The following is a 21,077-nucleotide window of genomic DNA, read 5'->3' on the forward strand; positions in this document are numbered from 1 at the left end:
GGAAGAACGGTACGGGGCCGCCGCGTCGCCGCGACGGCCCCGTACGGGTGGTTCGGTTCACTCAGTGCCGGTTACAGCGGGTGCACCGGCCCGTTGTTCGTGTACCCCCGCACGTTCGACGGCGCTCCGGCCGCCGGGGGCTGCACGAACCCGTTGATGTGCAGGGCGACCGAGCGGATCGAGCCGACGTCACCGCCGGCGACGTCCACCACGGAGAACGTCCACGTGCCGTCGACCGCCGCGCCGGTCAGGCCCGCGGTCAGCGACTGCGTCGGCCGCCACGTGCCGGTGAACGGCGCGTTGGCCGAGGTCACCGTGCTGAACGCGGTCGCCGCGTTGTCGGCGAAGACGACCTGGCACAGGTTCTTGCCCGAGCCGCCGTTGCGCTGGAACACCGTGGCCTTGGCCCCGGACGGCGCGGTGAGCGAGCCGACCAGGTCACCGACGTAGGTGTGGTCCAGCCCCACGGTGGTCGAGGCGGTCCCCGTGCTGCAGCTGGTGCCGTCCACGGAGAACCCGACCTTGGACGCGCGGCCGACCCCGGTGACCGGGATGGTCACCGACGCGCCGACCGGGCTGTTGTCCGGGATCGCCACCGGGGCACCGGTGTAGGCGAAGTCCTGCGCGACCGGCGACGGGGTGCCGACCGGCAGCGAGAACGTCGACGTCGTCGGCGAGTGCGCACCGGCGAAGCTGACGCGGGCGTTCAGGACGACCGGCGCGCCGAGCTGCTGCGTCGCCGGGACGGTGATGGTGAAGTCGTTGACGCCGGTCTGTCCCGGGCTGATGGTGCCGTAGGACTTGGACCGCGGCGCCACCGTGACGCCCGGGGTCGGGCTGGTGAGCACGACGCTGGTGGACACCGCGGTGCCGTCACCGTCGTTGGTCACCGGCAGCGTCACCTTGGCCGTGTCGCCCGGGTCGAGCGCGGAACCGCCGTCGGTCGGCGTGACCGTCGGCTGCTTCGCCACCGCGAGCGGCTGCGGGCTGGCACCGGTGTAGGCGAGCACCTTGTCCGCGAGGATGACGCCGGACCCGGTGAAGTTGTCGCGACCCGGGGTTTCGATGTCGACCGCGGTGTTGATCAGCGCCTCGCGGACCTCCGACGGCGGCAGGCCGGGGTTGCCCGAGAGGACCAGCGCCGCGATGGCCCCGGCGTGCGGGGCGGCGGCCGAGGTGCCGAAGAACGGGCTGAAGCCGGACACGCTGGTCTTCACGCCGTCGGCCGCGGTGATCTCCGGCTTGTTCCGGACCTCACCACCGGTCGAAGACACGTTGCCCGGGGTGATCGGGGTCCCGTCGGCTTCGTAGAACACGCGCCGCGGGCCGTCCGAGGTGAACCGCTCGGCCTTGGACGCACTGCTGAACGCACCCGGGAACGGGCCGGTCGGGTTGGCCGGGTCACCCGGCTCCAAGGGCCGTCCGAACGCCGCGGCCGCCGGAGTGGCCGCCACGCTGAAAGCGTCCCGCGCGGCCGAGTGGCCGACCGTGACACCCGGGGTGTTGTAGGCCTTGAGGCCGTCCGCCGAGTCCTTGAACCGGCCGCGCAGCGCGGACAGCGACAGGTAGCGGTTCTGGCCCGAGAACTTCACGACGGCCAGGCGCAGCCCGGTGCCGCCGAAGGCCGGCGTCTGCAGGATCTCGTACGGGTCCTGCGTGCCGTCCTGGACGTTCTGGCTGAAGCTGACCACGGCACCCGCGGAGTTGAGCAGGTAGAGGTCGTAGTCGTTCGACGACGCGCCGAGCGGGTCGGACCAGTGCAGCGTCACCGGGACACCGGCCGACGAGGCGTCGGAGACGGGCTCGTAGATCTGGTTGCCCGCGGCGCCGGCGAAGTTGTGCGCGGTGCCGGCGAACTTCCCGACCGACTTGCCGGAGTCGACGAAGTCGCCTTCCCAGTGCCCGGCGGTGCCGTCGGCGACGTTGCCCTCGTTGCCCGCCGACGAGAAGTACAGCGCGCCGTCCGCGGTCACGTCGTTCACGGCCTGGGCGATGATCCAGTCCTGGAACGGGGATTCCTTGAAGTAGATGACGTCGTCGACGATGACGTCGCAGTGCGACTCGAAGCGCAGCTTGCGGATGTTGTCCGCGAAGCTGGCGTCGGAGTTGAACGCCGAGGCGAAGCCGAGCGCGGCGTTGGGCGCGAGGTCGTGGATGATCTCCAGCATCGCGGTGCCCTCGTCGCCGTCGCCCTCCTGCCCGGCGATGACGTCGACGTTCGGCGGCAGCTCGCCCTTGGCCTGCGACGCGGCCAGGGAGTCGACGCCGTCCGACAGGGCGCACGCCTTGACGCCGACGCCGGTGACGCCGAACTGCTGGCGGGCGATGTCGGCGTTGTGGGCCCGGTCGCCCTCACTGGTCAGGGTCGCGGCGGCGGCAGCGCTGCGCTGCGACTTGCTCGCAACCGCTTTCTGCAGCTCGCCGGCGATGCGGTCGGCCTTCTGCTGCTTGGTTTCGGTCTTGGCCGGCGTCGTCGCCGGGGTGGCCAGCTCGCGGGCCGTCATGGCCTGGTCGGCCTGCTCGACGCGCTTGACGTCGCCGCGGGCCGCGATCGCGGCGAGCTGGTTGAGCGGCACCTCGGCGCGGACGCTGGCGTAGCGGTCGGACACCGCGCGGATGCCCGCCCCGGCCTTGGTCAGCCCGCTGATGAGGTCCGGCGAGACCTTGCTCGCGCGGATGTCGACCAGGACTGTCCCGGCCGCGGAAACCTGAGCCCCCGACTGCAGCGCGTTGAGCTGCTTGGTCACGCCCTTCTGGGCGGCGAGCAGATTGCTGTCCACTTTGGACTCGGCGGCGGTGCGGCCCGCCTTGACCGCCTGCAGGGCGGCGATCTGCTGCTGTGCGACTTCGCTGAAGGTGTCCGGTGTGGATGCTGTGGCGGCGCCCGCGGCGGGCGGCGACACGAGGCCGAGGGCGGCGAGCAGCGCCGCAGCCCCGGCTGTGAGCACAGTGGATCTCGATCTCGTGGAACGGGTACGACGCACGTGCGCCCTCCGATTATCTCCAGGCGCGTGCCCCGACTCACGCTGACCGATCGCCGGTGATCACCGACGAGTGCCAGTCAAGTACGGTGAGTTCTCCGTAAAAACCCGCCGTTCGAGTGACAAAGGACGGATAATTTCCCGAACCGTCCGGAGGTCGTAGGCCGGTCGGCGCAACGGTGAATTTCCCACGGGACAGCGGCAGGACAAACGGCGTTCGCCCGGCATTCCGAGGGGTGGGATGTCCACTTGAGCCGGTCGGGGACCGTGCAGCGCGTGGCCCGGCGGGGCGATCGCGTTACCGCCGGGCGCTCAGAGGACGAAGGAGTCCGACCACGGCTGGGCGGCCCGCCCGGACAGCGCGTCCAAGAGCGTCACCGCCTGCTTGTCCGTCAGCGAAGCCACGAAGTCCACCACCGCCCGGCCCCGGGCCAGGCCGCGCACCGCGTCCGGGCCGGACACCGGCTCCCCCGTCGCCCCGACGAGCAGCTCCGGCGCCGACCGCGCCAGCCCGGTGTACTCCGCGTGCGCCAGCTCCACCAGGTCGTGCAGCCGCCGCGGCAGCCGGGAAACCTCGTCGCGGTCGGACAGCCACGCGTCGAGCGCGTCGACCAGGCTCGACACCACCCCGGCCTGCCCGCGCTGGTGCAACGCCAGGTCCGGGCGCAGCAGCACGAACCGGCGGTGCACGAACTTCAGCACCTGGACCTCGTGCCACTGGGCCGGGCGCAGCGACACGTGGCCGGTGCGGGTGGACGGCGAGGCCAGCACGAACACGCCGTCGACCAGGCGCGCCGTCCAGTTGGCCGAGAACGCCGCCGTCGCCTGCTCCGCCTCGATCGAGCCGTCGAACTCCGCGGCCAGCAGGCCGTCGACCAGCTCCGCGCGGACCCGGGCCACCGCGGCGGCGAACGCGTCGTCGTCGACGATCCACGCGTCCTTGACGTGCATGCGGCGGCGGACGCGCTCGAGCGACCGGCCCGGGCGGCGCAGCTCCGCGTGCAGCGTCTCGTCGTCGAGGGCGGCCAGCTCGCCCGCGTGCTCGAGCCACTCCCCCAGCTCCGCCGCCACCGGCGCGTGCTGCAGGACGCCGATGCGGTGGAAGTCCTGCAGGTCGTGGATGGCGTAGGCGATGTCGTCGGCGGTGTCCATCACGGACGCTTCGACCGTCTGCTGCCAGCCTTCGACGCGTCCCGCGAACGCCGCGCGCGCCTGCTCGAAGTCGTCGAGCTCGGTGGCGTAGGCGGAGAACTTGGCCGCGCCGGTGCCGGGCGCCTCGTCCGGTTCGCCGGCGCCGCGCGGCGGCACGGCCATCTCGGACGGGTGCGGCGCCGGGTGGTGCAGCCGCAGCCACGGGTACTTCAGGACGGCCGCGCGCACCGCGGTGGTCAGGTCGAGCCCGATCGCCGACGGCCCGCGCACATCGGTAGTGGTGATGATGCGGAAGGTCTGGGCGTTGCCCTCGAAGCCGTCGGCCAGGCCGAAGCGGTGGCGGGCGATGCGGTCGAGCGTCTGCTCGCCGAGGTGCCCGAACGGCGGGTGCCCGAGGTCGTGGGCGAGCGCGGCGGCCTCGGCGACGTCGAGGTCGCAGCCGCCCAGCTTGTCGACGAGGCCGGCGTCGTCCCCGGTGGTGATGCGCTCGGCGATGGCGCGGGCGACCTGCGCGACCTTCAGGCTGTGGGTGAGGCGGTTGTGCAGCAGGCCGGCGCCGCCGGCGCTGACCACCTGCGTCACCCCGCCGAGCCGGGCGAAGAACGGGGACGCGGCGATGCGGTCGCGGTCGATCCGGAACGGGCTGCTCGCCAGGTCGGTGAAGCCGCCGGCGTTCGTGACGGGGTCCCGCCGCACCACCCTCGGGTCGGTCTGCTCGCTGCCCTGATCCATGCGCCCGACCTTATCCGGCTTCACCCGAACGGCGGGCAGGCGCGTGGGTACCTTCAGGTATGCCCCGAGCGATGGTCACGACGCTGGCAGCACTCGCGTTCGCCCTGGTCGCGTGCGGCGCGCCCGGTCCTTCGACACCGGCCTCGACGTCGACCTCGGCTTCGGCGACAGCCAAGCGGGTCAAGGTCCCGGACGTGTCCGGCATGAACCACCAGGACGCCCAGGACGCGATGCAGAAGGCCGGGCTCTACAACCTGCGCGAGGTCGACGGCACCGGCCAGGGCCGGATGCTGGTCCTGGACCGCAACTGGGTCCAGACGGCCCAGGACCCACCGGCCGGCACCGAGGTCGCAGCCGACGCCGTGATCACCCTGACGGCGATCAAGTACACCGACCGCTGACCCGTGTCGACCCTCCAATCACGCGTGATGCCCTCCCAATCACGCGTGATGCCCCTCTGATCACGCGAGAAGCCCGTCCGGCCCCGGTGCGCCGCGAGGTCACACCCGTGATCCGCGGGGCATCTCGCGTGATTGAAGGGGCATCACGCGTGATTGAAGGGGCATCACGCGTGATCAGAGGGTCGACTCGCGTGATTGAAGGGTCGACACGGCGGCGGGTCAGGCCTCCGGCGGGGTCGTGTAGGCCTTCAGGGTGCGGTCGGCCGCCGCACGGGCCTGCTCGGGGTTCGCGCCCGCCGCGACGTCGGCCTCGTACCAGGCCTCGTTCGACGCCGTCATGAAGCGGATGCCCTCGGGCGACATCATCCAGGCCATCGCCGCCTCCGGGTCGACGGCCTTGCCCGGGTCGGCCAGGTGCAGGACCAGGCCGACCAGCGCCCCGTCCCAGCCGATGCCGACCGCGCCCGGGCCGAACTCCTCCCAGCGCTCGTCGACGTGCGCGACGTGCTCCAGCTCGAACCGCGTCCCGGACCCTTCGGGCGTCAACCGGACCTCGATCCAGCTGACGTTGCCGCCGAACTCCCACGTCGCCGCGAAGCTCTTCGGCGGGTCGCAGCGCTCGACCGTGCCGCCGGCGTTGCCCTCGAACTGGTACTTCCCGCCGAGCTTCAGCTCGCCGCTGACCGGCAGGAACCAGCGCGGGATGCGCTCGGGGTTCGTGCAGGCGTCCCACAGGTCGTCGACGTCGGTGTCGTAGACCTGGCCGATGGTCAGGACGCGGGCCTCCTTCCCTTCGAGCACCCGGTCGCCGAGCGTCCGGCGGACGGCGCTGATCTGGTGGCTGACGTCGATCACGGGGAGTCTCCTTCGGTGAGGCGCCGCGCGCGCTTGCCGCGGGCGATTTCGGTGGCCAGTGCGTCCAGCGGCGGGGTCCAGAACCGGCGGAACCGGTCGAGCCAGGCGTCGACGTCGCGCAGCGGCGCGTGCCCGACCGCGTACAGCCGCCGCGTCCCGTCCTGGCGGACGACCGCGAAGCCGTTCTCGCGCAGCACTTTCAGGTGCTGGGACACCGCGGGCTGCGAGATGCCGAACTCGGCCCGGATCACGTCGGTCACCGAGCCCGCCGCCCGCTCGCCGTCGGCCAGCAGCTCGAGGATCCGGCGGCGGACCGGATCACCGAGGACGTCGAACGCGTGCACCCGGCCAAACTACAAGTACGGACTTATATAAGTCAACTCTGAACAAGTGGCCGGCGTCACCCTGCGTTACTCCGATTCGGGTATCGGCGGTGAACATCAGTCGACATCGGTTTCGTTTCGCCGCCCGACCCGCGACGATCGGGGACGTGACGTCGCCCCGAGCGGTCCGCTTCGCATTCCAGCCGCTGTACAGCCTCCACACGGGAGGCGTCGTGGCGCACGAAGCGCTGGCCAGGCCGGGCCAGGGCACCGTCCCCGAGCTGCTCACCCAGGCCCGCCGCGACGGGCGCCTCGCCCAGGTCGACCTCGGGCTCGCCATCGCCGCCGTCCGGCAGGACGAGTCGTCGCTCCCCTTGCACCTCAACCTCTCCGCCCGCACGCTCGCCGCGCCGCAGGCGATGTACGACGACCTCCTCGAAGAGCTCGGCGATGCCGGGCGCCGCACCCGCGACGTCGTCCTCGAGATCGGCCCGCCGTTCGCGCCGCTGCCCGCCGAGCGCGCGCTCGCCGGGATGCGGACGCTCACCGAGCTCGGCTTCCGGCTCGCGCTCGACGGCCTCGGTCGCGGCGACCTGCCGCTCGGCCTGCTCGTCGAGGCACCGGTCGACCTGGTCAAGCTCGACCGCACGGTGCTGCGCGGGCTGCCGGACGACCCGGCGTCGGCCGCCATCGTCGAGGCGCTGCTGCACTACACGAACCGGACCGACATCCGGCTCGTCGCGACCGGCGTGGAGACCGACGCCCAGCTCGACGCCGTCCGCGGCCTCGGCATCCGGATCGCGCAGGGCAACCTGCTCGCCCCGCCGACCGCCGCCGGCCCCGCCCCGGCGTTGCTCACCCGGCCGCAGGCGACCCCGCGGGCGCCGGGTCCGGCGCAGTGCGTCGGCGACTTCCTCCGCCCGGCCACGACGCTGCCGGAAACCGCGACCTGCGACGAGGTCCGGGAGGTGCTGGCGGCGGCGGACGCGCCCAGCGGCGTCATCGGGGTCGACGAGCTGAACCGGCCGCGCTGGTCGGTCGACCGGACGCGGTTCCTCGTCGCGGTCACCGGCCCGTACGGGCACGCGCTGCACGCGAAGCGCCCGGCGGCGCGGCTCGCGGACACCCCGCACACGATCGAGGCCCGCGCCGGCGCGATGGAGTTCCTCGAGCTGGTCACCGACGCCGACTGGGGCCGCACCGGCGACGACGTCGTCGTGGTCGACGAGGTCGGCCGCTGCCTGGGCGTGGTGCTGGTGACCGAGGTGGTGCGCGGCGTGGCGGAGGCGAAGGTCGAGGCCGCAGCGGCGCTGAACCCGCTGACCCGGCTGCCGGGCAGCGACACGGTCGCCCGCGACGTCGCCCGCCGGATCACGATCGGCGAGCCGTTCGTGGCGGCGTGGCTGGACATCGACGCGTTCAAGGCGGTGAACGACACGGCCGGGTTCGCCGCGGGCGACGACCTGATCCGCGAGCTGGGCGCGGCCCTGACGGCATTGGGCGGCGGCCTGCGCCGGATGCGGGTGAGCCACGTCGGCGGCGACGACTTCCTGGTGGTCTGCGACGTGGACGAGATCGCCACGGTGGCGGGCGCCCTGCTGGACCGCCGCTGGTCGGCGGACGGCATGCCGGTGACGGTGTCCCTGGCGACGCTGGTCTGCGCGAGCGGCTCGATCCGGTCGTACCAGGAGGTTTCCCGGCTGCTGGCGCCGTTGAAGAAGCGGGCCAAGGCGGTCCCGGGGTCGAGCTGGGTGCTCGGCCGGCCGGGCGCGGACCGGGTGGAAGTGTTGCGCGGCATCGGAACGCGCGGTCTGCAGGCCGCCGCCGGTTAGGGTGGGGTGGTGGAGATCCGCTTCCTGGCCGAATCCGACCGTGCGTCCTGGGAACCGCTGGCCCGGGCCAAGGATGCGTATTTCGCCGTCGAGCGCGGCGACGACGCCTACGAACGGACCTGGCGGCGCCTGCTCGACGACGACCGGATCCGCGGCATCGCCGCCCGGCTGGACGGCCGGATGGTCGGCATCGCGCACTACCTCTTCCACGCGAGTGTCTGGTACTCCGGGAAGTGCTATCTGGCGGACCTCTTCGTGGACCCGGAAGTCCGGCGCCGGGGTGTCGCGACGGCCGTGATCGAGTGGGTCGCGCGGGACGCCGACGAGCACGGTTTCCCGAGCCTCTACTGGAACACGCTCGAAGACGCCCCGGCCCGGGCGCTCTACGACAAGGTGGGCAAGTTCCACAAAGGACTCATCCACTACGCCTACCGGCGCTGACGGCCGGGGAGCTCACGGCCGGCCGAGGGTGAGCTGGGCCCGGATCGCCGCCGCCGCCCACGTCACGTAGTCCTCGTGCGGCCAGCCGCACACGTTCACCAGGTGGTCGTACGCCTCGTGGGACGTCAGCAGCCCGATCGCGTCCGCCAGGCGGCCGCAGTCCCCCTCCGGAGCCAGCCCCGCCGCCTCCAGGCGGGCCACGATCTCCGCGCGGCGGGCCACCGCCAGCTCCGCGCGGACCGCCGCCACCGCCGGGTCGGCCGCCGCCGCGGTGGTGAACGCGCGCCAGATCGGCAACGACCGGCGCAGCCCTTCGGCCAGCAGCGCCACCACCGCCGGCAGGTCCGCCGGTCCGGCCGGCCCCACCAGCGCGTCCAGGTTCACCGCGTCCGGGTCGCCCGCGAACACGTCCTGGAACGCGGCGAGCAGCAGGTCCGCCTTGCGCCCGGCCTGCGTCACGGTCTCGAGGCTCACCCCGGCCGCCCCGGCGATCTGCCTAACGCTCGTGCCCGCGTAACCCCGCTCGGCGAACAGCCGCCCGGCCGTCGCCACCACGTGCTCGCGGGTGCGCCGGGCGCGGGCCTCGCGCACCGGTGACTCGTAGCGGCGCCGCTCGCCGCCGGATTCCGGTATCGTCATCAATTGGATAGTACAGCGTATCGGTCAATCAAGGGGGAGCCATGACCCGCGTACTCGTCTGCGTCCAGCCCGCTCGCGGCCACGTCGGCCCGACCAAGCCGATCGTCGAAGCCCTGCTCGCCGCCGGGCACGACGTCAGCGTCGTCACCGGGGCGCGCTACCGGGCGGCGTTCGAGCAGCTCGGCGCCACCGTGCGAGTCCTGCCGCCGGAGGCCGACTTCGACGAAACCGACCTCGAAGGCTCGATCCCCGGCCGCGCCGGCCGGAAGGGACTGCGGCTCGCCCGGTTCGAGCTGGCCACCTTCGTCCGCGCGATGCCCGCCCAGCTGAGCGTGCTGGACCTCGACGTCGACGTCGTGCTGTGCGACCCCCTCTTCATGGCGGGCCTGGCACTGGTGCGCCGCGAGCACCGGCCCCGCGTGCTGGTGCTGGGCTTCCTCCCGTTCATGCCCCCGGTGCCGAGCGGCCCGCCCTCGCACCGCCTCAGCACCGCCATCCTCAAAGCGCTCGCACCGTGGGTGCTCGGGCCGGCGCAGAAGCAGGCCCGGGAGGCGCTGGGCGAAGACCCCGGCCTGCTGTTCGCGGACTGGCCGCTGCACAGCGACGGCGTGCTGCAGATGACCTGCCCCGGCTTCGAATACCCCCGCGCGAACGCCCCGCTGCACTTCATCGGGCCGACCACGGTCAGCGCGGCGAGCGAGCACCCGCTGCCGCCGTGGTGGGGCGACCTCGACGGCTCCCGCCCGGTGGTGCACGTGACGCAGGGGACGGTGGCGAACGACGACCTCGGCCGGCTCGTCGAACCCACGATCGCCGCCCTCGCCGAGGAGGACGTGCTGGTCGTCGCGACGACGTGCGGCGGGCGGCTGAGCCCGGGCCCGCTGCCGGCGAACGTCCGCGTCGCCGAGTTCCTGCCCTACGACGAGCTGCTCCCCCGCTGCGCCGCGATGGTCGGCAACGGCGGGTACGGCGGCGTCAACCACGCCCTCCGCTACGGCGTACCGCTGGTCGTCGTCGGGGCCAGCGAGGACAAGCGCGACGTCGCCGCCCGGGTCACCTGGTCCGGCGCCGGGATCGGCCGCGCCCGCGCTTCGGCCTCCCCGCGCGCGATCAGGCGGGACGTGCGCGCGGTCCTGGACGAGCCGCGCTACCGCGACCGGGCGAAGGAACTGGCCGCCGAGATGGCCGCCGGGCCCTCGATGGCCGAGGTGGTCGAGCTGATCACGGCGTAGGGTTCCGGCATGGACGCCGAGATCCACGCCGCGATCGTCGAGCACTGGACCGCTTCGGAAGAAGGCGACGTGGACCGCGAGCACGCGATCTACGCCGACGACGCGGTCCTGGACTACCCGCAGTCCGGCGAGCGCTTCCGCGGCCGCGCGAAGATCCGGGCGCAACGCGGCGGCCACCCGGCCGAGCGCCACTTCGAGATCCGCCGCATCCAGGGCAGTGGTGACCTCTGGGTCAGCGAGTGCGTGATCACCTACGACGGCGTGCCGACCCGCACGGTGAGCATCATGGAGTTCTACGGCGATCTCGTCACGCACGAGACGCAGTACTTCGCCGATCCGTTCCCGGCCGCTCCCGCACGCGCGGCGCTGGCGGAGCCGATCCCGGCCGATCAGTAGTACGCGCGCAGGTAGCCCGCGAACCGCTCGTCGACCTCCTCGGACGTCAGGCCGAAGTCCGCGAGGCTGTACTTGTGCACCGGTTTCCGCTCCCCCGAACGGCTTTCCGTGTGGAGTGCGGTCATCGCCGCCCGCGCGTTGTCAGAGAACGTCAGTCCGAAGTGGTCGTACACAGTGGACACCGTGCCGATCGGGTCGGCGACGAAGTCCTCGTAGCGCACGTCGCAGAACTGGGCCGCGTCGTACCGGGCGCGAGCCGCGTGGAACTCGTCGGCACCGCGGGCCCACAGGTCGAGCTGGGACTTGCCGATCACCTCGCCCCGGAACTTCGTCGACCAGCCGTCGGCGGCCTTCTCGGCGAGGCTGCACATCGAGCCCATGATCGTGCGCGGCGCGCGGTGGGTCTGGATCACCAGCGCGTCCGGGTACGCCGCCATCAGCGCGTCCAGGGCGAAGAGGTGACTCGGGTTCTTGAGTACCCACCGCTTGCCCGCGTCCGGCAGCCCGATCAGCTGCAGGTTGCGCCGGTGCCGGGCGTAGGCGTCCGTCCAGTCCTGCTTCGCCAGCCAGCGCGAGTAGCGCGGCACGTGCGCGAGGCATTCGAACGACAGCGAGCGCATCGACTGGCGCAGCAGCTGCCAGCACTCCTCCACCTGGTCCGCGGACATGTGGTGGACACCCATGAACTCCGGGTGCTCGACGTGGTGACGCTCGTAGCCGGCCTGGATCCCCTGGTACACCGGGTTGTCCGCCCAGGTCTCCCGCGGCGGCCGCGGCTGCGGGACCTCGGCGAGCCAGACCTCGAGGCCTTGGTGCCCCGGGTCTTCGGCGAGCAGCCGGTGCAGCGCGGTGGTGCCGGTGCGGGGCAGGCCGGTGACGAAAATCGGCCGCCGGACCGGGACGTCGGCCGAAGCGGGGTGCTGCTTCCAGCCCGCCTCGCTGAGCAGCCGGGCGACGAGCGCGCCGCGCAGCATCGCGCGGTGCACCTTGTTGCCGAACGGCGTGAGGTCCTCGTCGGCCTCGTACGCCTCCAGCAGCACGCGCAGCCCTTCGAGGTACTCGTCGCCGCCGAAGTCGCCGAGCCCGGTGAGCTTCGTGGCCGACGCGTGCAGGTCCTCGACGGTGCCGACGTCTTCGCGGCCGGGGAGCATGGATCCTCCTAGTGGTGGTACTCGCCGCCGTTGACGTCGAGGCACTGCCCGGTGATCGCGCGCGCCATCGGTGAGGCGAGGAACACCACCGCGTCGGCGATCTCGTCGGGCTCCGGCAGCTTCCGCAGGTCTATTGTGGACGCTGTTTCGGCGTAGACCTCTTCGGGCGTGATGCCGCGTTCCTTGGCGAGGTAGTTGAAGTACCACTTGAGGTTCGGTGCCCAGATGTAGCCGGGCGCGACCGTGTTGACCCGGACGCCGTCCGGCCCGAGTTCGCTCGCGAGGCTCTGCGAGAGCGACAGCAGCGCCGACTTCGCCATCTTGTACGCGCCGAACGTGCGCCGCGAATGCCGCAGCACCGCCGAGTTGATCATCACCAGCGAGCCCTTGCTCTCCTTGAGCGCGGGCAGGAACAGCCGGGTCAGCCGGAGCACGGAGATCCCCGCGGTCTCGAAGCCCTTGCGGACGGCGTCGAGGTCCACAGTGGCCAGATCGGTCAGCGGCGGGACGGCGAAGGCGTTGTGCACCAACGCGTCCACCCGGCCGAACGCCTCGACCGCCTCGCTCACCAGGTTCGCCGACGAGTCCTCGTCGTCGATGTCGGTCCGGACCGCGACGGCGCGCCGCCCGAGGTCCGTGACCTCCTTCGCGACCTCCGTCAGGCGTGACTCCGTGCGCGCGGCGAGCACCACGTCCGCTCCGGCCATGGCGCTGCGCACGGCGATCGACCGGCCGAGCCCCGGGCCGATCCCGGAGACCACGACCACCTTGCCCTGCAACAGGTTCTCCACGCTCACCCCAGCATCCGGGCGGCGACGGCGTCCTGCCGGGCCGCGATCCGCGCCGACCACTCGGCCGGCGTCACGCGTGCTTCCTCGTGGTAGGGCAGCCGGTCGGGCAGCTCGTCCACCTTGACGATCTCGACGACCGGGCCGTCATCCGGGCCGAGGTCCCGCGCGAGCCGCTGCCAGCGGATCTGGACGTACCCGCGGTCGTGCCCGGTGCGCTCCAGCCAGTTCGCCACGCCGGGGTCGCGCTCGCTGATGACGAACCGGATCTTGCCGTCCGGGTCGACCCGCGCCTGGTCGGCGGTGAGGCTCGTCTGGTGGTTGATGTAGTCGAGCGAGATGTACCAGAGACTGCCGAGCTGGATGCCCTGGTACGGCGCGTCGGCACAGCGGGGCACGGTGACGACCATCGCCTCTTCGTCGCCGAGCTCGTAGTGCCCGGCCGAAGAGAACTGCGTGGTCAGCCCGCCCGGCGTCGAGCGCGGCTCGGTCATCGTGTTCACCGGCAGGTTGTCGTAGAACCACTTCGGGAAGGCCAGGAACGTCTTGAGCCGGCTCAGCAGGATCTTGCCGGTGACGCCGTAGCGCTTGGCCATCGCCGAGCGGTCCGGCACCGGCGGCGCCTGGCCCGCCGTGTCGACGCACTGGATGCGGATCTCGCCGCGCTTCTCGGTCGCCCAGTCGCTGTGGACCTCGCGGACGACGAGCATCGAGGAACCCTCGCCGAGGACGAAGTAGTTCGGCCCCGGGTCTTCGCGGGCCGGGCCGAAGCGCAGCTCGAACCGGCCGTCTTCGCCGATTTCGATCGCGCGGTCGTCGAACGCGGCGAGGCTGTCGGGCACAACGACCGGCGAATAGTCGCCGTTGAGGATCTGGAAGCTCAGGTCGGCGGTGGTCCCCCGGACGCCGGTGACCAGGTACTCGCGGTCGGCGCGGATGTTCGCGTTGAAGTACAGCGTGTCCGGGTTGTCCAGGCCCATCTTCGTGTACGGCCCGGTGGACGCGGTGAAGTACGGGAAGTCGCGCTGGTAGGCCCAGGCCATCTGCAGCGACGCGCGGATGCTCCCGGCGAGGTAGTCGTAGCCCTCGAGCAGACCCAGCTCGGTCTGCGCCGGCGGGGCCGCGGCGATCAGCTTCTCGGCTTCGGCGATGGCGTCGGCGAGCGACCCGGTCAACGAGAACTCGTTCTCGATCATGCCGGCACGGCCCAGCGGTTCGCGAGCAGCCGGAAGCCCGGGTTGTCCGCCCACGAGAGCATCGACTCGTAGGTCCGGACGTACCCGATGTGCGTCATCCGCCACGCGCCGTCGGCCTCGCGGCGGTAGGTGTCCTCGTAGAACGCGGCACCCTCGATGATCACCTTGTGCTCGGGCACGATGACCTTGTCGGTGAACGACCACCGCCCGGTCGCGGTGTCGCCGTCGACCTCGATCTCGGGCTGACCTGCGTGGTGCACGGTGATGATGCCGTTGCCGAGGCTCTCGGTCAGGAACGCGACGATGGCGTCCCGCCCTTCGAAGTGCTTCCCGTCCTCGCCGGTCGCGCGGGTCCCGTAGTCGGCCGTGGCGTCGGCGGTGAAGGTGTCGGCCACCTCGTCCCACTGCTTCAGGTCGACCGCGCGGAGGTAGCGGTACTTCAGCCGGCGGATCTCTTCGAGTACGACCAGGTCCATGCCCCCAGGGTCTCGCACCGCTTGACCGATGACAAGAACATGTTCTACTTTTTTCCGGTGTCCGTGACCTCGTACGAGCTCTCGCACCTGGCCGCGCTCGAAGCGGAGGCCGTGCACGTCTTCCGTGAGGTCGCGGCGACCTTCGAACGCCCGGTGCTGCTGTTTTCCGGCGGCAAGGACTCCGTGGTGATGCTGCACGCCGCCGCCAAGGCGTTCTGGCCCGCGCCGCTCCCCTTCCCGGTGCTGCACGTCGACACCGGCCACAACTTCGACGAGGTGCTGCGCTTCCGCGACGAGACCGTCGCCGCGTTGAACCTCCGGCTGGAGGTGGCGAGCGTCCAGGACGACCTCGACGCCGGCCGCGTCGTCGAGGACACCGGCCCGGGCGCCAGCCGCAACCGGCTGCAGACGGTCACGCTGCTGCGGGCGATCCGCGAAGGCGGCTTCGACGCCGTGTTCGGCGGCGCCCGCCGCGACGAGGAGAAGGCCCGCGCGAAGGAGCGCGTCTTCAGCTTCCGCGACGAGCACGGCCAGTGGGATCCCCGGGCGCAGCGCCCGGAGCTGTGGAACCTCTACAACGGGCGGCACCGGCGCGGCGAGCACATCCGGGTCTTCCCGCTGTCGAACTGGACCGAGCTGGACATCTGGCAGTACATCCGCGACGAGCGGATCGCCCTGCCGCCGTTGTACTACGCGCACCGGCGCCCGGTGGTCCAGCGCGACGGCATGCTGCTGGCGGCGACCCGGTTCCTGTCCCTTGTGGACGGCGAGACGCCGTACGAGGCGACCGTGCGCTTCCGGACGGTCGGCGACGCGACCTGCACCGGGTGCGTCGAGTCGTCGGCAGCGACACCGTCCGAAGTGGTCGCCGAGGTGGCCGCCACCCGCGTCACCGAACGCGGTGCGACGCGGGCGGACGACCGGATTTCCGAAGCAGGCATGGAAGACCGCAAGCGGGAAGGCTACTTCTGATGCAGCTGCTGCGGATCGCCACGGCGGGCAGCGTGGACGACGGCAAGTCCACGCTGATCGGCCGGCTGCTGTTCGATTCGAAGGCGATCTTCACCGACCAGCTCGCCGCCGTCGAACGCGCCAGCCGGGAACGCGGCGAGGACTACCCGGACCTCGCGCTGCTCACCGACGGCCTGCGCGCCGAACGCGAGCAGGGCATCACCATCGACGTCGCGCACCGCTACTTCGCCACGCCCAAGCGGAAGTTCATCATCGCGGACACACCGGGGCACCTGCAGTACACGCGGAACATGGTGACCGGCGCGTCGACGGCCGACCTGGCGCTGGTGCTGGTCGACGCGCGCAAGGGCGTGAGGGAGCAGTCGCGAAGGCATGCGTTCCTCGCGTCCCTGCTGGGCATCGGACACCTCGTGGTGTGCGTCAACAAGATGGACCTCGTCGACTGGTCGCAAGAGCGGTTCGACGAGATCCGCGAGGACTTCCGCCGGTTCGCGATGAAGCTGGACATCGCCGACCTGACGTTCGTGCCGGTCTCGGCGCTGCACGGCGACAACGTCGTCCACCGCAGCGCGAGCATGCCGTGGTACGAAGGGACTTCGCTGCTGCACCAGCTGGAGGAGGTGCACGTCGCGTCCGACCGCAACCTGATCGACGCGCGGTTCCCGGTGCAGTACGTGATCCGCCGGTCGGACTTCCGCGGCTACGCGGGCACCATCGCCGGCGGGGTGTTCAAGCCGGGTGACGAGGTCGTGGCGCTGCCGTCGGGGTTCACCTCGAAGGTGCGCGCGGTGTGGGGCCCCGGCGGGACACGGCTGTCCGAGGCGTTCACCGGGCAGGCGGTGGCGGTCGAGCTGGCCGACGACCTCGACCTCGGCCGCGGGGCGATGCTGTGCCGGCCCGGCAACCGCGCGGAGTCCGCCCGCGAGGTGGACGCGCTGGTCTGCTGGTTCTCCGAGCGCGCGTCCTTGACGCCGGGTTCTTCGTACGTCGTCCGGCACACGACCACCGAGACACGCGGGTCGGTGGAGCGGCTGGAGTACCGCCTCGACGTGACGACGCTGCACCGCGACTCCGCGGAATCGTTGTCCTTGAACGACATCGGCCGCATCCGGCTGCGCACGCGCGCGCCGCTGCTGTTCGACCCGTACCGCCGCAACCGCGCCACGGGCGGGTTCCTGCTGGTGGACGAGCACACGGGCGACACGGTCGCGGCGGGCATGATCACCGGCGCGCCGGTGTCCCCGGTCGTCTGGCACACGGCGGCGGTCCGCCGGGAGGACCGGCCGACCCGCGGCGCGACGGTGTGGCTGACCGGGCTGTCGGCGTCGGGCAAGTCGTCGGTGGCGGTGGAGCTGGAGCGCCGCCTGGTGGCGGCGGGCCGTCCGGCGTACCTCCTGGACGGCGACAACCTGCGCCACGGGCTGAACGCCGGTTTGGGGTTCAGCCCGGAGGACCGCGCGGAGAACGTCCGGCGGGTGGCCGAGGTGGCGCGCCTGTTCGCGGACGCGGGCGTGGTCGCGATCGCCTCGCTGATCAGCCCGTACGAGCAGGACCGTGCCTCGGCACGGGCGGTCTCCGGGGACCTGCCGTTCGTGGAGGTCTTCGTGGACACGCCCCTGGAGGTGTGCGAGGCGCGCGACCCGAAGGGGATGTACGCGAAGGCGCGGGCGGGCGAGATCCGGGGGTTCACCGGGATCGACGCGCCGTACGAGCGCCCGTCGTCGCCGGACCTGGTGCTGCGCCCGGCCGACGGCGACCCCGCCACGATGGCCGCGGCGATCGAGGCGCTGCTCGAAGGTCTCGACTGACGAGATCGGCTCGATGCATGATCGAGACCGCGTGAAGGTGATCAAACGTTAGATTGCCGGCATGCGCTTTCTCGGGGGGATCCTCGCTGCCTGCCTGCTGACCGGTGTCGCCGCGTGTTCGGGCGGCACGCCGGCGGCGGCACCGCCGCCGTCGACGTCGAAGCCGCCGTCCAGCACGGTGAGCAAGCCGACCACGACGGCTCCGACCTTCACGCCGGCGGCCTCGCCGGCGGCCGTGACCGCGGCCTGCCCGTTCCTCAACGCCGACGAGATCATGCAGGCGCTCGACCACGGGCTCGCCGGCGGATCGGCCGAGAGCGACCCGGTGCAGACCGGTGCCGGGAAGGCCTACGCCTGCGACTACGGCGGCGGGCAGACGGGAAGCCTTTACGTCGCCGTGGATTCCACCTCGCCCGCGCAGTTCCTCGCCCGGTCGAAAAAGGACTGTGCGAACGTGGTGCCGCTGCCCGGGATCGGTGAAGCCGCGATGCACTGCGACAAGAAGGACGTCGGCCTGGAGATCGCCGTCGCCAAGCACAGTCACGGCCAGGTGCGGACCGCGACCCTGTTCCTGGGCTCGTCGGGCAGTGAAGACAGCTACACCAAGATCGCGAAGCTGCTGGCCGGCCGGCTCTGAAACCGGTCAGTGTCCGGAAGCGGCCAATCCGCCGGGCCTGCTGTTCGGGCTGGGACTGGTGGCGCTCGGCCTGTTCGGCTCCGGGGAGCCCAGCGGCAAGGTGCTGTGCGGCAGCGAGGAGATGCGGCCGGGGCAGACCTGCGACCGGACCCAGTACGGGCAGACGACCAGCGAGACCTACGAACAGAAGCGCCAGGATTCGATCGACACCGCGAACACCTTCAAGAACGGCGGCCGCTGGGTCACGTTCGGGATCGGCGCGGGGATCGGGGCCCTGTGCGGGTGGCGGCTGGTCGTCGCGGTCCGGCGCCGGGCCGGGCCCGCGCAGCAGCCCGGTTTCGCTCCGCCGCCGGGGTACGCGCCGCAGGGATTCCCGCAGCAGCAGCCGGGATTCGCCCCGCCACAGGGGTTTCGGCAACCTCCGCCACCGGGGTACCAGCCGCCGCGCGGGCCGTACCAGCAGTAGTGCCTACTCGGCTTCCAGCACGAAGAACAGGAACGCCGGGAAGGTGTCGAGCAGCTCGAAGTCGCCGGGGAACAGCTCCCGCGCCGCCGGTGCCGGGCGCGGTTCGTGGATGACGGCGATCCGGAAACCGGCCGCGGTGAAGGCGTCGGTCATCGCGTGCAGCGGCTTGTTCCAGAAGGTCATCCGGGCGGTCCCGCCGGGCATCGGGAACTCGTCGGTCCAGGTGTAGGCGGCGAAGTAGTCGGGCCGCGGTCCCTCGTGGCGGTGCGTGACGTTGACCATCATCGGGTGGTTGACCGAGGCGATCAGGCGGCCACCGGGCTTGAGCACGCGGCGCAGCTCCTCAAGCGGCACCGTCCAGTCCCGCAGGTAGTGGAGCACGAGCGAGGCGACGACGTCGTCGAAGGCGGCGTCGGGAAAGGGCAACGGCCCGGCGAGGTCGGCGACGCGCAGATCGGCGCCGTCCCCGAGCCGCCGCCGGGCGTGCTCGAGCATCCCGGCGCTCTGGTCGAACCCGGACACGACCGCACCCTTGTCACGCAACGCGGCGAAGAGCGGCCCGGACCCGCACCCCACGTCGAGCACGCGGCGCCCGGCCACGTCCCCGGCCAGCGCCAGCGCGGCGGGCCGCTCGTAGTGGGCGTTCATCAGGCTGGTCTCGTTCTCGGCCGCGTAGGCCCCGGCGAAGCTGTCGTAGTCGGCGGTCATCTTTTCATCCTGCCGGAATCACGAACCCCGAGTCGTACGCCCGGATCACCGCCTGGGTCCGGTCGCGCGCGCCCAGTTTTGCCAGTACGTTGCCCACGTGGGTCTTCACCGTCTGGATCCCCAGGTACAGCTCGCCCGCTATCTCCACATTGGACAGGCCGCTCGCCATCAGCCGGAGCACCTCGCGCTCGCGGTCGGTCAGGCCGGCGCTCGCCAGGCCGTCGCCGGACGGGGCGTGCTGGGCCGCGAGGCGGCGGATCGCCGCCGGGAAGAGCAGGGACTCGCCCGTCACCACCGTCCGGATCGCCGCGACGATCTCCTCCGGGCGCGCCCGTTTGAGCAGGAACCCGCTGGCTCCGGCGACCAGCGCGTCGTAGACGTAGTCGTCGTTCTCGAAGGTGGTCACCACGATCACCTTCGGCGGACTGTCCACTGTGGACATAAGGTGCGTGGTGGCCCGGATCCCGTCCACCGCGGGCATCCGCACGTCCATCAGCACGACGTCCGGGCGCAGCCGGGCCACCAGCCCGGGCACCTCGGCGCCGTCGGCGGCTTCACCCAGCACCGAAAGGTCGGCCTCGCTGTCGATGATCGCCCGCAGCCCGGCGCGGATCAGCGGCTCGTCGTCGACCAGCAGCACCCCGGCGCTCATCGCCCGCTCCCCCACGGCACCCGCACCACGACCTCCCACCGCTCGTCCACCCGCCCGGCCGACAGCGTGCCGCCGAGCACCTCGACCCGCTCGGTCATCCCGCGCAGGCCGCGGCCGCCGCCGGTGCGGGCGGAGCCGGCCCCCAGCGGGTTGGCGACCCGGGCGAGCAGGCCGTGCGCCGCGACGTCGACGACCACCGTCACCGGGACCCTACCGGCGTGCCGCACCGCGTTGGTCAGGCATTCCTGCAGGATCCGGTACACCTCGCGCGACACCACCGCGGGCACCGCGGCCAGGTCGCCGGTCACCTCCGCGGTGACGTCGGTGCCGGCGCGCCGGGTCGTTGCGAGGAGCGTCTCCAGGTCGGCCAGCCCCGGCTGCGGTGCCCGGCCCGCCGCCTCGTCGCGCAGCAGCCCGAGGACGTGGTCGAGGTCGTCGAGCGCGGTGCGGGCGGACTCCTCGATCGCGCCGAGCGCGCGTTCGGTGAACTCCGGGTCGGTGCGCAGCGTCCGCCGGGCGGCACCGGCCTGGACGGTGACGACGCTCAGCGCGTGCCCGACCGAGTCGTGCAGCTCCCGGGCGAGGCGATTGCGTTCGGCGAGCTGCCCGGTCCGCCGTTCCAGCTGCGCGATCCGGTCGGCGGCGGTCATCCCGAGCAGCCGGACCGCGGCCCGCCGCAGCCCGGCGCCGATCGCCGCGACGGCGTAGATCAGCAGCACCACGGCGGCGAGAAACACGACGGGCAGCCACACCGACGGCCAGCCCGTCGGCACGGTGACCTCGTCGCCCCCGGAGGTCTGGAGGAAGTGCCCGGTGAACACGGCACCGACCGAGAGCCCGACGGCCACGGGCGCGGCGAGGCTGAAGAAGCTGACGGCGAACCCGGCGACGACGTGCACCACGAACATCCCGGCGGCCCGCCGCCGGCCCGGCCGGGTCCGCGGTTTCGCGGGGGCGCCGGGCACGGGATCGTCGAGCAGTTCGCGGACGGCGGTGGACTCGAGGACGTGCACGGCGGGCAGGAAGGCGGTGGCGACGAGGACGACCAGGGTGAACAGCCCGCCGACGAGGGTGGCGCGTTCGAGGGTGGTGACGAAGGGCAGCAGCGACGGCACGGCCACGGCGGAGAACAGCAGGTAGGGAACGCTGATGGCGCCGCCCAGGACGAGGTACACCCACCGGCGGTAGGTCGCCTTGCTCGTCAGGGGGCAGAGAACGCGCACGGGTCGATCTTCGCAG

21 protein-coding genes are annotated in these 21,077 nt (G+C 72.1%); 9 read left to right on the forward strand and 12 right to left on the reverse strand.

Features of this window, described 5'->3' with window-relative positions:
- Positions 1-71 precede the first annotated feature (71 nt).
- Together QSK39_RS39715 and QSK39_RS39720 are read right to left on the reverse strand one after the other, a co-directional pair.
- Entirely contained in the window at positions 72-2,948 is a 2,877-nt protein-coding gene (locus tag QSK39_RS39715; protein ID WP_285482985.1) for a S8 family serine peptidase, read from the reverse strand.
- Between the two features lie 345 nt (positions 2,949-3,293).
- Entirely contained in the window at positions 3,294-4,865 is a 1,572-nt protein-coding gene (locus QSK39_RS39720) for a deoxyguanosinetriphosphate triphosphohydrolase family protein (protein ID WP_285482986.1), read from the reverse strand.
- A 71-nt stretch (positions 4,866-4,936) separates the two neighbouring features.
- Between QSK39_RS39720 and QSK39_RS39725 the strand changes: the two genes are divergently transcribed.
- A complete protein-coding gene (locus QSK39_RS39725; protein ID WP_285482987.1) occupies positions 4,937-5,266 on the forward strand; it encodes a PASTA domain-containing protein in 330 nt (109 codons plus the stop codon).
- A 219-nt stretch (positions 5,267-5,485) separates the two neighbouring features.
- Here QSK39_RS39725 and QSK39_RS39730 read toward each other — a convergent pair whose 3' ends face one another.
- Both QSK39_RS39730 and QSK39_RS39735 read right to left on the reverse strand, forming a co-directional pair.
- Positions 5,486-6,121, reverse strand: coding sequence for an SRPBCC family protein (locus QSK39_RS39730; protein WP_285482988.1), 636 nt, complete (start codon positions 6,119-6,121; stop codon positions 5,486-5,488).
- On the reverse strand, positions 6,118-6,465 hold the full coding sequence (locus QSK39_RS39735; RefSeq protein ID WP_285482989.1) for an ArsR/SmtB family transcription factor: 348 nt from the start codon (positions 6,463-6,465) through the stop codon (positions 6,118-6,120). Before QSK39_RS39735 ends, QSK39_RS39730 begins: the two co-directional genes overlap by 4 nt.
- A 146-nt stretch (positions 6,466-6,611) precedes the next feature.
- Between QSK39_RS39735 and QSK39_RS39740 the strand changes: the two genes are divergently transcribed.
- Positions 6,612-8,276, forward strand: a complete 1,665-nt coding sequence (locus QSK39_RS39740) for a GGDEF domain-containing protein (protein ID WP_285482990.1) — start codon at positions 6,612-6,614, stop codon at positions 8,274-8,276.
- Positions 8,277-8,285: 9 nt separating this feature from the next.
- Positions 8,286-8,717 carry a GNAT family N-acetyltransferase gene (locus tag QSK39_RS39745; protein WP_285482991.1) on the forward strand — a complete coding sequence of 144 codons (432 nt, stop codon included), beginning with the start codon at positions 8,286-8,288 and terminating at the stop codon, positions 8,715-8,717.
- A gap of 12 nt (positions 8,718-8,729) precedes the next feature.
- On the opposite strand, the gene QSK39_RS39750 is transcribed toward QSK39_RS39745, so the two are convergent.
- A complete protein-coding gene (locus QSK39_RS39750) occupies positions 8,730-9,356 on the reverse strand; it encodes a TetR/AcrR family transcriptional regulator (RefSeq protein ID WP_285482992.1) in 627 nt (208 codons plus the stop codon).
- 41 nt (positions 9,357-9,397) lie between these two features.
- On the opposite strand from QSK39_RS39750, the gene QSK39_RS39755 reads away from it, so the two are divergent.
- Positions 9,398-10,588 carry a glycosyltransferase gene (locus QSK39_RS39755; RefSeq protein WP_285482993.1) on the forward strand — a complete coding sequence of 397 codons (1,191 nt, stop codon included), beginning with the start codon at positions 9,398-9,400 and terminating at the stop codon, positions 10,586-10,588.
- A 9-nt stretch (positions 10,589-10,597) separates the two neighbouring features.
- Entirely contained in the window at positions 10,598-10,984 is a 387-nt protein-coding gene (locus QSK39_RS39760; RefSeq protein WP_285482994.1) for a nuclear transport factor 2 family protein, read from the forward strand.
- Here the strand turns inward: QSK39_RS39760 and QSK39_RS39765 are convergent.
- The 4 genes from QSK39_RS39765 to QSK39_RS39780 are packed head-to-tail and all read right to left on the reverse strand — an operon-like array spanning position 10,978 to position 14,595.
- Positions 10,978-12,135: a sulfotransferase family protein gene (locus QSK39_RS39765; RefSeq protein ID WP_285482995.1), complete on the reverse strand. Its 1,158-nt coding sequence runs from the start codon at positions 12,133-12,135 to the stop codon at positions 10,978-10,980. The genes QSK39_RS39760 and QSK39_RS39765 overlap by 7 nt on opposite strands.
- Before the next feature lie 8 nt (positions 12,136-12,143).
- Positions 12,144-12,932: an SDR family oxidoreductase gene (locus QSK39_RS39770; protein WP_285482996.1), complete on the reverse strand. Its 789-nt coding sequence runs from the start codon at positions 12,930-12,932 to the stop codon at positions 12,144-12,146.
- A complete protein-coding gene (locus QSK39_RS39775) occupies positions 12,929-14,119 on the reverse strand; it encodes a hypothetical protein (protein ID WP_285482997.1) in 1,191 nt (396 codons plus the stop codon). Before QSK39_RS39775 ends, QSK39_RS39770 begins: the two co-directional genes overlap by 4 nt.
- Complete coding sequence (locus QSK39_RS39780; protein ID WP_285482998.1) at positions 14,116-14,595, reverse strand: nuclear transport factor 2 family protein; 480 nt, start codon at positions 14,593-14,595, stop codon at positions 14,116-14,118. The genes QSK39_RS39775 and QSK39_RS39780 overlap by 4 nt, the downstream gene beginning before the upstream one ends.
- A 39-nt stretch (positions 14,596-14,634) precedes the next feature.
- Between QSK39_RS39780 and cysD the strand changes: the two genes are divergently transcribed.
- The 4 genes from cysD to QSK39_RS39800 all read left to right on the forward strand — a co-directional run bounded on the left by cysD (position 14,635) and on the right by QSK39_RS39800 (position 18,478).
- Entirely contained in the window at positions 14,635-15,567 is a 933-nt protein-coding gene (gene cysD / locus QSK39_RS39785; RefSeq protein ID WP_285483616.1) for a sulfate adenylyltransferase subunit CysD, read from the forward strand.
- On the forward strand, positions 15,567-17,375 hold the full coding sequence (gene cysC, locus QSK39_RS39790; protein WP_285482999.1) for an adenylyl-sulfate kinase: 1,809 nt from the start codon (positions 15,567-15,569) through the stop codon (positions 17,373-17,375). Before cysD ends, cysC begins: the two co-directional genes overlap by 1 nt.
- 61 nt (positions 17,376-17,436) lie before the next feature.
- Complete coding sequence (locus QSK39_RS39795; protein WP_285483000.1) at positions 17,437-18,012, forward strand: hypothetical protein; 576 nt, start codon at positions 17,437-17,439, stop codon at positions 18,010-18,012.
- A 58-nt stretch (positions 18,013-18,070) separates the two neighbouring features.
- Positions 18,071-18,478, forward strand: coding sequence for a hypothetical protein (locus QSK39_RS39800; protein WP_285483001.1), 408 nt, complete (start codon positions 18,071-18,073; stop codon positions 18,476-18,478).
- Positions 18,479-18,481: 3 nt separating this feature from the next.
- Here QSK39_RS39800 and QSK39_RS39805 read toward each other — a convergent pair whose 3' ends face one another.
- From QSK39_RS39805 to QSK39_RS39815, 3 genes are read right to left on the reverse strand one after another with little or no spacing between them, the layout of a single operon-like run.
- Complete coding sequence (locus tag QSK39_RS39805; protein ID WP_285483002.1) at positions 18,482-19,186, reverse strand: class I SAM-dependent methyltransferase; 705 nt, start codon at positions 19,184-19,186, stop codon at positions 18,482-18,484.
- A gap of 4 nt (positions 19,187-19,190) precedes the next feature.
- Entirely contained in the window at positions 19,191-19,838 is a 648-nt protein-coding gene (locus tag QSK39_RS39810) for a response regulator (protein ID WP_285483003.1), read from the reverse strand.
- Positions 19,835-21,061 carry a sensor histidine kinase gene (locus QSK39_RS39815; RefSeq protein ID WP_285483004.1) on the reverse strand — a complete coding sequence of 409 codons (1,227 nt, stop codon included), beginning with the start codon at positions 21,059-21,061 and terminating at the stop codon, positions 19,835-19,837. The genes QSK39_RS39810 and QSK39_RS39815 overlap by 4 nt, the downstream gene beginning before the upstream one ends.
- Between the last annotated feature and the right edge of the window lie 16 nt (positions 21,062-21,077).

Origin of the sequence: Amycolatopsis sp. NBRC 101858, assembly GCF_030269325.1 — a bacterium.
GTDB classification, from domain to species: Bacteria; Actinomycetota; Actinomycetes; order Mycobacteriales; family Pseudonocardiaceae; genus Amycolatopsis; species Amycolatopsis ponsaeliensis.

Excerpts from the sequence above, each read along its gene's own strand:
- QSK39_RS39720 (WP_285482986.1), bottom strand. The coding sequence starts at position 4,865 with ATGGATCAGGGCAGCGAGCAGACCGACCCGAGGGTGGTGCGGCGGGAC.
- QSK39_RS39725 (WP_285482987.1), top strand. The coding sequence starts at position 4,937 with ATGGTCACGACGCTGGCAGCACTCGCGTTCGCCCTGGTCGCGTGCGGC.
- QSK39_RS39750 (WP_285482992.1), bottom strand. The coding sequence starts at position 9,356 with ATGACGATACCGGAATCCGGCGGCGAGCGGCGCCGCTACGAGTCACCG.
- QSK39_RS39755 (WP_285482993.1), top strand. The coding sequence starts at position 9,398 with ATGACCCGCGTACTCGTCTGCGTCCAGCCCGCTCGCGGCCACGTCGGC.
- QSK39_RS39760 (WP_285482994.1), top strand. The coding sequence starts at position 10,598 with ATGGACGCCGAGATCCACGCCGCGATCGTCGAGCACTGGACCGCTTCG.
- QSK39_RS39765 (WP_285482995.1), bottom strand. The coding sequence starts at position 12,135 with ATGCTCCCCGGCCGCGAAGACGTCGGCACCGTCGAGGACCTGCACGCG.
- QSK39_RS39775 (WP_285482997.1), bottom strand. The coding sequence starts at position 14,119 with ATGATCGAGAACGAGTTCTCGTTGACCGGGTCGCTCGCCGACGCCATC.
- QSK39_RS39780 (WP_285482998.1), bottom strand. The coding sequence starts at position 14,595 with ATGGACCTGGTCGTACTCGAAGAGATCCGCCGGCTGAAGTACCGCTAC.
- cysD (WP_285483616.1), top strand. The coding sequence starts at position 14,635 with ATGTTCTACTTTTTTCCGGTGTCCGTGACCTCGTACGAGCTCTCGCAC.
- cysC (WP_285482999.1), top strand. The coding sequence starts at position 15,567 with ATGCAGCTGCTGCGGATCGCCACGGCGGGCAGCGTGGACGACGGCAAG.
- QSK39_RS39795 (WP_285483000.1), top strand. The coding sequence starts at position 17,437 with ATGCGCTTTCTCGGGGGGATCCTCGCTGCCTGCCTGCTGACCGGTGTC.
- QSK39_RS39805 (WP_285483002.1), bottom strand. The coding sequence starts at position 19,186 with ATGACCGCCGACTACGACAGCTTCGCCGGGGCCTACGCGGCCGAGAAC.
- QSK39_RS39810 (WP_285483003.1), bottom strand. The coding sequence starts at position 19,838 with ATGAGCGCCGGGGTGCTGCTGGTCGACGACGAGCCGCTGATCCGCGCC.